This is a genomic window from Bacteroides sp. 51 (genome assembly GCF_010500965.1).
Lineage (GTDB): Bacteria > Bacteroidota > Bacteroidia > Bacteroidales > Bacteroidaceae > Bacteroides.
The window spans coordinates 1-15134 of sequence record NZ_QVMI01000028.1 but is presented as its reverse complement, the minus strand read 5'-3'; the positions used below and the strand labels follow the sequence as shown (position 1 = coordinate 15134).

General features: G+C 43.8%; 11 protein-coding genes. 3 read left to right on the top strand and 8 right to left on the bottom strand.

What is annotated here, in order from left to right; all coding sequences use genetic code 11:
- Positions 1-398: 398 nt before the first annotated feature.
- The 8 genes from D0T87_RS17865 to D0T87_RS17830 all read right to left on the bottom strand — a co-directional run bounded on the left by D0T87_RS17865 (position 399) and on the right by D0T87_RS17830 (position 8295).
- Entirely contained in the window at positions 399-2060 is a 1662-nt protein-coding gene (locus D0T87_RS17865; RefSeq protein WP_163176556.1) for an AMP-binding protein, read from the bottom strand.
- Between the two features lie 91 nt (positions 2061-2151).
- Entirely contained in the window at positions 2152-2706 is a 555-nt protein-coding gene (locus D0T87_RS17860) for a helix-turn-helix domain-containing protein (protein ID WP_163176555.1), read from the bottom strand.
- A gap of 117 nt (positions 2707-2823) precedes the next feature.
- Positions 2824-3603, bottom strand: a complete 780-nt coding sequence (proC, locus tag D0T87_RS17855) for a pyrroline-5-carboxylate reductase (protein WP_163176554.1) — start codon at positions 3601-3603, stop codon at positions 2824-2826.
- Between the two features lie 99 nt (positions 3604-3702).
- Complete coding sequence (locus D0T87_RS17850; RefSeq protein ID WP_163176553.1) at positions 3703-4827, bottom strand: aspartate aminotransferase family protein; 1125 nt, start codon at positions 4825-4827, stop codon at positions 3703-3705.
- A gap of 120 nt (positions 4828-4947) precedes the next feature.
- Positions 4948-5916: an N-acetyl-gamma-glutamyl-phosphate reductase gene (argC, locus tag D0T87_RS17845; protein ID WP_163176552.1), complete on the bottom strand. Its 969-nt coding sequence runs from the start codon at positions 5914-5916 to the stop codon at positions 4948-4950.
- Positions 5913-7115 (bottom strand): argininosuccinate synthase, encoded by a 1203-nt coding sequence (locus D0T87_RS17840; RefSeq protein WP_163176550.1) that lies wholly within the window; start codon positions 7113-7115, stop codon positions 5913-5915. The genes argC and D0T87_RS17840 overlap by 4 nt, the downstream gene beginning before the upstream one ends.
- 24 nt (positions 7116-7139) lie before the next feature.
- On the bottom strand, positions 7140-7739 hold the full coding sequence (locus tag D0T87_RS17835; RefSeq protein ID WP_163176548.1) for a GNAT family N-acetyltransferase: 600 nt from the start codon (positions 7737-7739) through the stop codon (positions 7140-7142).
- 88 nt (positions 7740-7827) lie between these two features.
- Positions 7828-8295: an arginine repressor gene (locus D0T87_RS17830; protein ID WP_163176546.1), complete on the bottom strand. Its 468-nt coding sequence runs from the start codon at positions 8293-8295 to the stop codon at positions 7828-7830.
- Positions 8296-9076: 781 nt separating this feature from the next.
- On the opposite strand from D0T87_RS17830, the gene D0T87_RS17825 reads away from it, so the two are divergent.
- From D0T87_RS17825 to D0T87_RS17815, 3 genes are all read left to right on the top strand, one after another.
- The gene (locus tag D0T87_RS17825) at positions 9077-11542 is read left to right on the top strand and encodes a glycoside hydrolase family 9 protein (protein ID WP_163176543.1); all 2466 of its coding nucleotides are present in this window, start codon (positions 9077-9079) and stop codon (positions 11540-11542) included.
- A 40-nt stretch (positions 11543-11582) separates the two neighbouring features.
- The gene (locus D0T87_RS17820) at positions 11583-12395 is read left to right on the top strand and encodes a ThuA domain-containing protein (protein WP_163176541.1); all 813 of its coding nucleotides are present in this window, start codon (positions 11583-11585) and stop codon (positions 12393-12395) included.
- A 111-nt stretch (positions 12396-12506) separates the two neighbouring features.
- Positions 12507-14978 carry a CotH kinase family protein gene (locus D0T87_RS17815; protein ID WP_163176539.1) on the top strand — a complete coding sequence of 824 codons (2472 nt, stop codon included), beginning with the start codon at positions 12507-12509 and terminating at the stop codon, positions 14976-14978.
- Positions 14979-15134: the final 156 nt, after the last annotated feature.

Below are 15134 nucleotides of genomic sequence, written 5' to 3'. Positions count from 1 at the left end.
AAATAAGAAAAAACATTCACCACCCCGCCCGTTAGGCATTTCTAAACACACTGTAGTGGGATCAAATACGAACTACAGCTACCCTGTATACACTTAACGTTTAGCTTAGCGACACAGTAGCGCTGGCAAGTTTTTACTAAATCCGTATAAAGGATGAAGAATAGCGCTATTCTTCCTGAAAAACAGCGCTGTTCTTTGCGAAAAACAGCGCTATTCTTCATCCTTTATAGCGCTTGCGTGTCGACAGTATACGCATTGCGTACAAACTCTTTATTCGTAGAGTACAGATAGTACATTAATAAAAACGGTTGTCCGGAGAATTATTCTTTCTCCGGACAACCGTTAATAATATGGGTATGTATTTCTTTCCTGATTAGCCTCGATGCGGCTACTTGTCGCTAAGACGTTTTGCCGTCGCTTTCGCGGATTTCTACGCGGCGGATTTTACCACTGATCGTTTTCGGTAGCTCATCCACAAACTCGATGACGCGAGGATATTTATAAGGTGCAGTTACTTTCTTCACATGATCTTGCAGTTCTTTGACCAGTTCCTCGCTTGCACGCTCCTTGTATTCCTTTGCCAATATGATAGTCGCTTTAACAATCTGTCCGCGGATTTCATCGGGTACGCCGGTGATGGCACATTCTACTACGGCAGGGTGCGTCATCAAGGCGCTTTCTACTTCGAAGGGGCCGATACGGTAGCCGGAACTCTTGATTACGTCGTCTGTACGGCCTACGAACCAGTAATAACCATCTTCATCTCTCCAAGCCACGTCACCGGTGTAGTAAATACCATCGTGCCAGGTTTCTTTGGTGCGCTGCGCATCGCGGTAATACTCTTTGAACAGACCGATAGGTTTGCTTTTGTCGGTACGGAGAACGATTTCCCCCTGTTCGCCGGCTTCTACCGAGCGACCTTCATGGTCAATAAGGTCCATGTCGTATTGCGGATTAGGCATCCCCATGCTACCCGGTTTCGGCTCCATCCAAGGGAAAGTAGCAATGGTCAATGTGGTTTCCGTTTGTCCGAAACCTTCCATTAACTTAATGCCTGTCAGTTTCTTGAAACTCTCGAATACGGCAGGGTTAAGCGCTTCTCCGGCAATGGTACAATACTGCAATGATGAAAGATCGTACTTGGTCAGGTCTTCGCGAATAAGGAAACGGAAGATCGTAGGAGGCGCACAAAGCGATGTGATATGGTAATCGTGTATTTTCTTCAGGATCTCGGCAGGCACGAACTTCTCATGGTCGTACACAAATACCGTTGCTCCTGCAATCCACTGCCCATAGAGTTTTCCCCATACCGCTTTACCCCAGCCGGTATCGGCAATGGTAAGGTGGATGCTGTTCTCATGCAGATTGTGCCAGAAGCTACCCGTGGTGATATGCCCCAGCGGATAGGTGAAATCATGCGCCACCATCTTAGGCTCGCCTGTTGTACCCGATGTAAAGTACATCAACGAGATATCATCGTTGCTGTTTGCTTTCTCCGGGCGAACGAATGGCGCAGCACTTTCGATACCTTTATGGAAGTCCTTGAATCCCTCGGGCACGGATGGACCGATGCTAACCAGTTGTGTTACGCTTGGCGATTCGGGCATTGCATCGAGAATATGCTTGGTAATGATGTCTTCGCCGGCAGCAACGATCATTTTAATATCGGCAGCATTACAGCGGTAAACAATATCTTTCTTGGTCAGGAGGTGAGTAGCCGGAATAGCCACTGCTCCGATTTTATGCAGGGCGATAATGCTGAACCAAAACTCATAACGACGTTTCAGGACAAGCATCACCATATCGCCATGACCAATGCCAAGGCTTTGGAAATAAGAAGCCGTCATGTCGGTATATTTCTTCATCTCGGCAAAGGTGAATTCGCGGCATTCATCCTTGTCGTTAGTCCACAACAAAGCACGTTTGTCGGGGTTGCTGGCTGCCCACGAGTCTACAACATCATAACCGAAGTTGAAGTTCTCGGGAACGTTTATTTTCAGATTCTTCTTAAAGTCTTCTTGTGAAGTGAAAGTTGTCTGGGATAAAAATCTCTCTACCATATTTATTTAGTTGACAGTTGACAGTTGATAGTTGACAGTTGGCAGCCATATTTTCATAACTGTCAACTGTTAACTATCAACTGTCAACTAATTATAAGATTACTGCCAGGAACTTCACTTTCTTGCCATCAAGTGCTTTCATTCCGTGCATGAGTTTAGAATTAAAGTATATGCTATCTCCTTCTTCGAGGATAAGTTCTTTGCCATTGATACTGATAAGCATACGGCCTTCCAGTACATAGTTGAACTCTTGTCCGTTGTGACTATTGTAGTGCATCGGAACGCTTTCGTCTTTCGGTTCCACGGTTACAATGAACGGATCGGCATCACGGTCGATGAAACCCGAAGCCAGTGATTGATATTTATAAGCCTTTGTACGCTCTATGGATACCCCTTTCCCGGCACGGGTAAGGAAGTAAGACGACATTTTAGGCTCTTCGCCAAACATAAGCGCGTCAAGAGCTACGTTGTACCGACGTGCAATTTTCTGTAGCATACTTACTGAAATATCGTACTCTCCGGTTTCCGACAGGCGATATTCTTCTGCTGAGATGTCGCATTGGGCAGCAAGGTCATCTACTGTTAACTCCAAAACCTCACGTAAGCCACGTAAGCGTTCTGCTATTTGTTTAATTTGATCGTCCATATCTGATAAGTTATGAGTTTTGAGTTATGAGTTATGAGTTATGAGTTTCGGGGTGAAGTTATAGTTTTTAGCTTTTCTATGCAAATTATACTGCATGGAAAACTCATGGTTCATAACTCAAAACTCAGAACTTCTCTTCATCGCACGGATAATGGCAGACGTAAATCCGGCATGATCCAGTTCGTTGATTCCTTTAATTGTAATGCCTCCGGGAGTAGTGACCTTGTCGATCTCTACAGACGGATGTGTGTCATTATTCAGAATCAACTCCGCTGCTCCTTTAACGGATTGTGCAACCATCTTCATGGCATCTTTGGGGTAGATTCCCATTTCAACGCCTGCTTGCATACCTGCCTGAATGTATTTCAATACATAAGCTATGCCGCAGGATGTCAGGGCTGTTGTTGCCGGAATCTGCTTTTCGGGAATAAGCATGGCCAATCCCATCTCATCGAATAGGCTGATAATAAGTTTTTCCTGTTCCTTTGTAGCATTGTGGGAGGCAATCAGGGTCATGCTTTCCAGCTCGGAGATAGCGGTATTAGGAACCAAACGGAAAAGGATGGCCGACTCGCCTAACCAACTTATGTATTCGGAAAAAGGAATACCGGCAGCAACAGAAACAACGATCTGCTTTTTCAGGTCGATCTGAAGATTGGTGATTACTTCTTTTACTAACCAGGGCTTAACTGCGATCAAGATAAGATCAGCGTCAGTTATTGCACTCTGATTGTTGGTGGTTACCTGTATGTCCGGATTGAAAGCTTTAAGTTCGTTAAGCTTGTCTTGGGCAAGGTCTGCTACGGTTATGTCTTTAGGGGCAATTAATGTACCTTGTGTTAATCCGCGGGCAATAGCTCCTCCCATATTTCCGGCTCCAATGATTCCTATTTTCATATTCGTAGGGGCGGTTCGCGAACCGCCCTGTATTTGGGTTTATAATAATGACTTTACTAATGACGTGTGTTCAGGGCGGTTCGCGAACCGCCCCTACAGCTATGCCAAACAGGCTTTAAATCGGGCAAGGAACAGATTCGCTTCGTCCATACTTAAACAGAGTGGAGGAAGTAAACGAATAACATGCGTTCCTGTAACTCCGGTGAATACTTTATATTCAAATAATAGCTTGCTGCGAAGTTCTTTTACCGGTTCTTCAAATTCCAAACCAATCATTAAGCCACGTCCGCGAACATCTTTGATTTGAGGGAACTTTTTGAGTTCTTCCATCAGGTATGCACCTACTTTGGCAGCATTATCCACTAATTGATCTTCTTCTATCACGTCAAGAACAGCCAGCGCAGCAGCACATGCCAGATGATTTCCTCCGAAAGTGGTTCCCAGCATACCATAAACCGGAGTAAACATCGGGCTGATCAATACTCCGGCAACAGGGAACCCATTGCCAATGCCTTTAGCCACTGTAATAATATCCGGTTTGATATCGGAATATTGGTGAGCGAAGAACTTTCCGCTACGCCCGTATCCGCTTTGTATCTCATCCAGAATCAGGATAGTACCTGTTTCGGTACATGCTTTCCGCAGCTCCTGCATAAAGTTATCTTCCGGTATTTTGATACCTCCAACACCCTGAATACCTTCGATGATCACTGCGCAGACATCACCTTTAGCCAGTTCCGCTTTCATGGCATCCGTATCATTGAGCGGCAGATAAGTCACATGGCGGTTGTTATTGATCGGAGCAATGATCTTCGGGTTATCTGTAGCTTCTACGGCTAGTGATGTACGCCCGTGGAAAGCCTTGCCGAATGAAATGATACGCGTGCGTCCGTTGTGAAACGATGCAAGTTTCAACGCATTTTCATTTGCTTCAGCACCCGAGTTGATGAGGAATAGTGAGTAATCATCGTAACCGGAAATAGGTCCCAGGCGTCGGGCAACTTCTTCCTGTAACTTGTTAATCACTGAGTTTGAGTAGAAACCAAGTTTGCTTACCTGGTCGCTAATCATTTCCACATACTTAGGATGTGAGTGTCCGATGGAGATTACGGCGTGGCCTCCGTAGAGGTCAAGATATTCCGTACCGTTCTCGTCCCAGACGTAACAGCCTTTTCCCTTAACAATGTTAATGTTGAATAGGGGGTATACATCAAATAGATTCATAAGCCTCACCCCAACCCTCTCCAAAGGAGAGGGAGACAGGGTCTTTTATTTATGGTTAATAACTTTTTTAATATCCAGCGTTATTGTCCGCATGGAAGTTTGGCCGCGGCGCCTCGCCGCTTAAAACCCTGTGGGTTTTAGCCTTAATCCTACGGTTTCTTCGAGGTTGAACATGAGATTCATGTTATGAACGGCCTGTCCGGATGCGCCCTTCAGCAAGTTGTCTATGCAGGAGATGATGAGTAGCTTATCGCCATGTTTTTCCAGATGGATCAGGCATTTGTTGGTGTTGACTACTTGCTTCAGGTCGATGTTCTTATCGACGATGTGTACGAATGAGTCGCGGTCGTAGTACTCTTCGTATATACGTTTGATCTCATCGATTTCTACCTTGCATTTTACTACCAGTGTGGCGAAGATGCCACGGGCAAAGTCACCACGGTATGGGATAAAATCAATGCTTGAGTTGAAACTGTTTTGCAGTTGTTTCAACGATTGCTTGATCTCGGGTACGTGTTGGTGATCGAATGCTTTGTAGACACTCATGTTGTTATTCCGCCAGCTGAAGTGTGTGGTTGAGCCGGGTTTTACCCCTGCTCCCGTACTTCCGGTGATGGCATTAACCATGATATCATCGTTCAGCATCAGATGTTTGGCCAGCGGTAATAGTCCTAATTGGATACAGGTGGCAAAGCATCCGGGGTTGGCCACGTATTTAGCTTTGCAGATGGCGCGACGATTAAGCTCGGGCAGACCATAAAGGAATTCATGATCGTCGTTCTCTATGCGGTAATCCATAGAGAGGTCGATGATCTTTAAGTTTTCCGGAATGTTATGACTTTCCATAAACTTACGGGTATCACCGTGAGCTGTACAGAAATATAACAAATCAATCTCATCCAGAGGCATAGTATCGGTGAATGTCAGGTCGCATTCGCCGTATAAGCCACTATGAACATCGGTAATTTTGTTGCCAGCGTTGCTGGAACTGTTGATAAATACAATCTCTACGTCGGGGTGGTTGATTAATAAACGGATCAGTTCGCCCGCCGTATAACCGGCACCTCCTATAATACCTACCTTAATCATAACTTTCCGTTTTTCTTTTGGTTAGCGTAATATACACGTAGTGGAGTAGATAGAATCTTAGTAAATCCTTTGGCGTCTTCGGAAGTCCATCCTTTCTGGATTTCGCCGTACTCGCCCAACTCATTCTTAACAAGGTCGTATGCAGATTCAACGCCAACAAGCGTGTAGCTGTATGGACGCAGAATGATGCTTACCGTACCGTTTACATTCCGTTGCGAGCTTAACAACATCGCCTCAATATCTCTCATCACCGGTTCCAGGTATTGTGCTTCGTGCAGGAACATGCCATACCAGGTGCCTACCTGATCTTTCCAATAGAGTTGCCATTTGCTTAGTGTATGCTTTTCGAGCATTTTATGTGCATTGATAATCAACAGCGGTCCGGCAGCTTCGAAGCCAACGCGTCCTTTCAGACCGATGATGGTGTCGCCGATATGCATATCGCGGCCGATACCATATTTGCTACCGATTTCCTCTACCTTATTAATAGCTTTTATTTTATCGTTGAACACTTCGCCGTTTACGGAGTGCAGTTCACCTTCCTGGAATCCAAGTTTCAGGACTTCGGTTCCTTCAACGGTTACCTGGCTTGGGTATGCCTCTTCCGGCAGCGTTTGGTCGCTTTGCAGCGTTTCTTTTCCACCGATAGATGTTCCCCACAAACCTTTGTTGATGGAGTATTCCATTTTGGTGAAGTCGGCTACATAGCCGTGATCGCGCAGATAGTTGATTTCATATTCACGGGTAAGGATCATGTCACGTGTTGGGGTGATGATCTCAATGCCCGGAGCCAATACTTCGAATGTAAGGTCGAAACGTACCTGGTCATTTCCGGCTCCTGTGCTACCGTGTGCGATAGCATCTGCACCGATTTCTTTGGCGTAGTTGGCTATGGCGATGGCCTGGAAGATACGTTCCGAGCTAACTGAAATTGGGTATGTGCCGTTGCGGAGTACATTCCCGAAGATCATGTATTTGATGCTCTTGTCGTAATAGTCTTGTGTCACATCCAGCGTCACATGTCCTACGGCACCCAGTTTGTATGCTTTTTCTTCGATTGATATCAGCTCTTCCTGGCTGAATCCTCCTGTATTGGCTATGGCTGTGTAAACATCATAACCTTTGTCTTTAGACAGATACATGGCGCAGAACGAAGTGTCCAATCCACCGCTAAACGCTAAAACAACTTTCTTTTTCATAATATGTATATGTTATATTTTTATTTAGATATCTATATTATCGGAATCTTCCTCTTCCTCTTTATGTTCTTTCTTTTTAGTCTTTTCTCTGACTGCCGGATCGTACAACATGGCTGTGCAGATGCAATATTTGCGTTCCGTACGTTTCAGGACATCATGATTGATGCAGCCTTCGCATCCTTTCCAGAATGCTTCGTCGTCTGTTAGTTCAGAGAAAGGAACAGGAACGTATCCCAGCTCGGTGTTGATCTTCATCACGGCGCCACCACTTGTCAGACCAAATAGTTTGGCATTGGGCCAACGCAGGCGGGAGAGGGTGAAGGCCGCTTTTTTTATTCGCTTGGCGAGCCCTTGTCCGCGGTATTTCTCAACAACTATAAGTCCGGAGTTGGCAACGTATTGCTTATTCCCCCAACTTTCAATATAGCAGAAACCGGCAAAGTCATCACCATCGAGTGCAATGATTGCTTTGCCTTCTCTCATCTTTTGCGCCAGGTATTCGTGTGTGCGTTTTGCAATACCTGTACCTCTGACTTTAGCAGCAGCGGTAATCGTGTCTAATATGGTGTCAACGTAAATCTCGTGAGAGGCATCGGCTACCATAACATCAATCTGATTATCCATTTAGTGTTTCAAAAAATCTAAGTTCTAATTTTAGTGTAATATTTAAAAGACCCCATCCGCATGGAAACTTGGGTGCGGCACCTTGCCGCTAGTGGGGGATGATGAAAGATAAAAAGTTTCGGATAATTCTTTGGTCTACATCTTCGCGCAGGACAAGCATAATGGTATCGTCTCCGGCTATGGTTCCGATAATATCCTTGAAGTCGCGGCTGTCGATATCGTAAGCAATGCTGCTGGCATATCCGGGGCGGGTTTTGATTACGGCAATGTTTCCTGAGAACTGTAGCGATTTGAATCCGTTGTTCATCATCATATCGCTGGTGCTCTGGTCTACATTTCGTTTATACATAATATCGTTTGGTAAAACATACACGTACTTTCCATTCATGCTGGCGGCTTTGGCCACTTTAAGTTGTTTAAGGTCACGCGATAGCGTAGCTTGGGTCAGTTCAAATCCTTCTTGCATGAGTTCCTTCAACAGGTCCTCCTGGCAACTAATCTCCTTGTTGGAGATAATTAGCTTGATGGCATCCAGTCTGTTTGCTTTCTTCTTCATTTCGTATAATTATTCTAATTACGCTGCAAAAGTATGCAATTATTCGGATTTACTATGTATAAACCAAACATTTTTTGTATTTAAAATGATTTTAAGTGTATTTATGCAATATGGGTTTTGTTATTGTATACTCTTGTTCTCTTTGAGTTTCATTCAAACTTTATAAGGATAGGGGAGATTGGAAGTATAACTCTTTTAGATGATCTTGGTGAAAAAGCATAACATTAATTTTTCCAGCAAAGATCGTTTTGCGTTTGCTGCAAACATCAACTTGCGTTTGCAGCAAACGTAATTCGGTCTTTGCAGCAAACGCAAGTTGATGTTTGCAGCAAACGCAAAACACCCCATTCAGGAAGCGTGTGAGGCATGTAGTTGTTGCCTTTTCTGCATTTTAGAGGTTTTTAAGCGATAAGATGGGCGGGGAATAATATTTACAAGTAGGGGCGATGGGGTTCTATAACTTTGTTTTGCGAAAAACGGATTGGAAATGAATTAAAAGTAAATGGTTAACTGTAGGGGCGGTTCGCGAACCGCCCAATGCACAGAATACACAGGAAACCATTTTCGGGCGGTTCGCGAACCGCCCCTACAGTAAATCATTTACATCAAAACCCTACAGAAATACTCATAACCATCCAGAAATCCTCAAAACCCCTGCAAAATCCCCTAAAATCTACTTATTTTGTACTTCTGATAGCTTTTGGAATATTTTTACCGGATATTCAACCTCGCGCCGTCAAATAATGACTATTGTTGCAGTGAAAACCTAAATAAGTACTTCATGAAAATAAATGTAGCCCTTTTGACTATCTCTTTGTGTTGTGTGAACCCGGTATTTTCGCAGGTTCGTTTAGCACCAGACAATGCATTAGAACATCAGATATACAAGAGTGGGCTGATTCATAGCCCACTCCCTCTTGACCCTTCGAAATCTTACGAAACGATAGGTCTTCAAAAAACAATCCTACAAAGTAAATCCTTGGATATATCCTCCGACTTGTCTGGTTGGAGCCATTCCGGTTGGGGACAAATGACGTATAATACAGATAAAAACATCTCTGGCAAAGGGAGCCTCAAACTAGCTTTTGCCACTTCAACCGGAAAACGCGCCGTAGGTTCTCCCGGCGATCCGGACTATGCCACTTACGGCAATGCACGGGTAAGTTATCACGTGGGTGGTGAGAACTGGGAGGCATACAACCGCATCTCTTTTTCTATTTATCCCGATTGCGATGGTGCACGTGTCGTCAATATGAATCTGACATTTGAGAACGATCAGACAAATGACAAACCAGGCTATAACCGTCCGTCAGGCTCCCATCTGATCAACCTGAAAAATAAACAATGGAACCAATGCTTCCTCGATATTGATGAATATCAGCGAGATCATGTGATGCGAATCGGCTTTGATACCGCACTGAAAGGTCGGGATCGTACAACTGGCGATACGGCCGTATACTATATCAGCAGCCTTGAATTGCAGCAAATCGAAAACCCTGAAATTGTAAGCGGATGGATGCCGGCAGTGAACCGGATTGTATATTCAACTACCGGATATCTTACAGGTAGTCCTAAAACCGCTGTGGTGAATATAGATAAGGATAAACATAACGGAGCCTTCCAACTCATTAATACAAAGGACGAGAAGATAGTTTTTGAAGGAGCAATCAAACAAGAGCAAACAACACTTGGTACATTCAATGTGGTTGACTTTACCGCTTTTAACCAGCAGGGAGAATATCACCTGAAAGTTGGTGAAATCATTACCCCTGCATTCCTTATCCACGACCGGGTGTGGGATAATTCCCTCTGGCGTGTGCTCAATTATATCTTCTGTCAGCGTTGCGGCTATCCGGTTCCGGGAGTACACAGTACCTGCCATTTGGATCTCTGCTCCAGGCACGATGGCAAAATGATCTCCTATGCCGGCGGATGGCACGATGCCGGCGACCTCTCCCAACAAACCCTACAAACCGGCGATGTGACCTTTGCCCTACTCGAGTCTTATAATAAACTGAAAGAAACCAATATGCCATTGGCTATGCGTATGCTTGAAGAGGCCGAATGGGGATTAGAATTTATCCTGCGCAATCGTTACGGCGATAGTTACCGGGCAAGCAGCATGGGACTATTGATCTGGCAAGATGGAATCTTTGGAACGCAAGATGATATTACCTCGGTTCGTGTGCAAAACCTGGCATTTGATAATTTCCTGTATTCCGGCTACGAGGCTTATGCAGCCATGACCATTAACCGCGACCCCATGCTACAGGAATACCTGGTGAAAGTGGCAAAAGAAGACTTTGCCTTTGCTATGGAGAAATTCAAGAAAGACGGTTTCGGTGGCTTTATCCATTTCTATGAGCATACTTATAATACCTCCGAAAGCCAATATATGGCAACCATCTCCTGGGCAGCCAGTATGCTTTACAAATTAACAAAGGAATCGTATTATGCGGAAATCGCAGCGGAATACATACAATATACCCTGGATTGCCAGCGCAAAGAACCGTTGAAAGACCGGAATAAAACAAAAGGGTTCTTCTATCGGAATAAAACACGCCAGTCTATTGTACATTATATACATCAATCGCGCGAGCAAGTGTATATGCAGGCCATGGTCGCCCTCTGTGAAACCCAACCCCATCATCCCGATTATAGTAAGTGGGCCGAATCCATTCGTTTGTATGGCGATTATCTGAAAAGCCTGGTGCCTTATACTGCTCCTTATGGAATGATATCCAGTGGAGTGTATCATATAGAAGAATATAAAGATTCTGTTGGCTTTTACAATTTGCACTTGTTTCCGCCGGCTAATGCCAAAGAACTATATACCGAACAAGTAAAGAAAGGAGTGAAACTGGATAAAGAGCATTACTTAAAGCGTTTCCCCGTGTGGTTCAATATATTTAATGGCAATACGGCTATTCATCTTTCCGTAGGAAAAGCGGCTGCTATTTGTGGAAGGTTCCTGAATGATAAAGAACTGCTTGACATCGGACAGGAACAGCTGCAATGGGTAGTCGGCAAGAACCCTTTCGGGCAATCTCTTATCTATGGCGAAGGGTATAACTATCCGCAGTTAGATAGTTTCTCTTCCGGAGAAATTGTAGGAGCCATTCCGGTAGGAATCCGTACCTTGGGAAATGAAGATATTCCTTACTGGCCGCAGACGAATAATGCTTGCTATAAAGAAGTATGGGTAACCTCGGCCGGTAAGTGGCTGTCGCTTATTGCAGAGTATTAATAATAAGACAATAAGTTAATGAATTCAATAATAGAATAACATGAAAAAAATAAGAATCTACCTCTTCCTATTTATGGTTGCTTTCTTGCAACCACTGTTTGCACAAGTTCCCGATAATTATCCGGCCAACTATGCTCAAGCTCCCAGATTTAAAGCATTAGTGTTCTATACTCACCATGCCGAAGGCGCCCATGTTGAATTTGCCTTGCAGGGCGTCGAGTTCTTCAAAAAGCTAAACTATGGCGATGGATTTATACTCGACATAACCACCAACCTATCCGAATATCCTTACGATAGATTGAAAGAGTACGATATTGTCGTGATGCTCGATGGCTACCCTTCAACGCCCGAAGAACGCGCTACCTTCGAGCAATATATGGAGAATGGCGGCGGATGGATGGGATTCCATGTGGCAGCCTATAACGACAAGAACACGAACTGGCCCTGGTTTGTGAATTTCCTGGGCGGTGGTGCGTTCTATTGTAATAATTGGCCTCCTCAACCGGTATTGGTAGAAGTCGATAAAGTGGACCACCCGATTACCCGTAGCTTGCCTCAGTCTTTTGTTGTTCCCGCTAGTGAGTGGTATCAATGGAATCCAAGCCCCCGGAAGAATAAAGATGTAGAAGTCCTATTGTCGATCTCCGAAAAGAACTATCCGCTGGGAATAAAAGATGTCGTAAACTTCGGCGATTTCCCTATTGTATGGACGAACACCAAATACCGTATGATCTATCTGAATATGGGGCATGGAGACGAAGAATTTACAGACGCCACCCAGAATCTTCTTTTCATTAATGCGTTCAGATGGGTGGTGAGCACAAACAAAAAGGGTAATCCCTTTATGAAGTGATGCTTCAAACGTCTTTTTAGCATGGGTTGATTCTGCAACTTTTCAGATAGATAATGCAAATCTTAGATCTATTTTTTATCTTTGCGCCAAATTCAATTAAATGCTAATACCATGGTGAAACTAAGCAAATTATTCTTTGGCATACTAAGTATGCTATTTCTATTAAATTTGAGTGCATGTGAAGATCTGTCTGATGATGTTGATGATCTTAAAAAAACAGTAGCCGGACTTCAGGAAGCCATTAATGAATTGAAGAGTGCAAATAATAATGGTAAGGTAATAAAATCAGTAGAGCCTTTAACCGGTGCCGAAACTGGTTGGACTATTACTTTTACGGATAATACGAAGATTTCGGTAAAGAACGGAAAAGACGCAGTAACCCCATATCTGCAAATTGATGAAAACGGCTACTGGAGTGTCTCTTATGACAATCGGGCCACATTTAAACCAATCTATGATAAAGACGGAAACCCAGTTCTTGCAACCGGGCAAGGCACGGGAGCTGAAGGCGTCTCTATTCGTGTAGTAATAGATAAAGATGGCTACTATGCATACGAATTGTATTATGCCTCTAAGCCTAATGTTGTTTTGGAAACAATCAAAACTCCGACTTCTTCCGATCCGTCTACTGCCATATCTTCTATTAAAAAGAACGAACAAGATAATACCGTTACGTTGATTATGGGCGATGGAACGACGTTTGTTTTTAACCTGGACCCTAGTCAAGTCAGCGGAATCGTATTCTTGGTTAATAAGTTGAAGATGGTGTCCTTATCTACATCTACTATTGAATTCAGAGTGAATCCATCTAATTCAGTGTTTAACTATGATGTGGCGAGTTCGGGTTGCCAGATCCAACTGGACATGGTGGGCACTGTGACCCGTGCTTCGGCTGCTTCTTATGTAACCACTCCTACGAATTATAAATTAACCAAAATAGAGCCTGCCGTAAACGATAAAGGTGAAACCAAAGTAGGCCAATATAAGGCATATATAAATGATGAAGGGCGTTCCGATTCATACAATGAACTTATGGCTTTGGTTATTTCTACTAAGAATGAAAAAGGAGAACTAGCACAAGTATCTTCTTCCCCGATAGAAATATATAAAGACCCTTCTGACGGCAGTCACGTAGTGATGTTTACCACTTTTGATTTCAAGAATGCAAATAACAAAACAAACGGATTCGAGGTGATCTTGAACGTGCCCAATGCGGTTTCGATAGAGAGCAATACAGTAAATGTTGATATTCCTTATTATACGGATATCACGGCTCTGGCTGCTGACTTTACAGTAGAATCCGGCTATCAGGTGTTTGTTGGTGCAACGAAACAAGTAAGTGGAGTGACGAAGAATGATTTCACTAATCCTGTAATGTATCGAATCGTTTCTCCGGATAATACAGAGAAGAGCGTTAGGGTTGCCGTTCAACGTGTGGGACTCCCCGTTGTCTATATCGACACCCCAGGCCATTCTGAAATAACCAGCAAAGATATCTGGACCGAGAATAGTGATATGAAGATTGTGTTGGGCGATGGCACAATAGATTATGAAGGCAAAACAAGCATACGCGGAAGAGGTAACAGTACTTGGGGTATGCCGAAGAAGCCATATGCCATTAAGCTGGACAAAAAAGCCCCAATCCTGGGAATGCCTAGCCACAAACGTTGGGTGCTGTTGGCCAACTGGATGGACCGTACATTGATGCGTAATCATGTTGCTTTCAAGATATCCAAAGAAACAGGTTTGGACTGGACGGTCAGAGGCGACTTTGTTGAAGTGGTATTGAATGGCAAACACCAGGGCTGTTACTACCTGTGCGAACAAATAAAGGTAGATAAGAACAGGGTGAACGTAACGGAACTGAAAAACACAGTGGTAGATCCTCAGGAGATTACCGGAGGCTATTTGTTAGAGTTTGATACGAACTACGATGAAATTAATAAGTTCCGTTCTGCTTATTACAACCTGCCTGTAATGCTGAAAGACCCGGACGAAGAGAATATCAATAATACGCAGCTTGCTTATATTACCGATTTTATCAACAATACCATCGAAGGAGAATTCCAGAAAGCTGATTATGTAGCAACAAGAAACTACGAGAAGAATTTGGATGTAAACAGCTTTGTCGACTGGTGGATTGTCCATGAACTAACAGCCAATGGCGAAGCCAGACATCCTAAAAGCGTATATATGAGTAAGGACAGAGGAGGTAAACTGAAAGCCGGTCCGGTGTGGGATTTCGACTGGCAGACATTCACCGATCATCCGAATGATGGCAAGTTTGTTGCTAAAGATGCCGTTTGGTTCGATAAGTTATTTAATGACCCTGTATTTGTGAGTAAGGTAAAGGAGAGATGGAGCACATTTAAACCACAATTTACCAGGATTTCCAGCTTTATACGTGATGAGGCCGATCGTATTGAATACTCAGCGGATATAAACATTCAACTGTGGCCGCTTAAAGACCAGCCGAATATTAACTACGATGAGCAAAAGACATTCAAGGAAGCTATTACCCGAATGGTCAGTGAATATGAAAAACGATTGACTTGGTTGGATACGAGTATTAAAAACTTATAAATATATTGTTCAAAATTAATGGTTTGCTGTAGGGGAGTATAAATCGATAAATCCACTACGTCATTGCGAGTTGCCACTATATTAAAATATAGAACTATTTGATAATGACAATATCCACCCCCTGCCCCCGCCAGCGGGGGATACCTGCGGCATCGT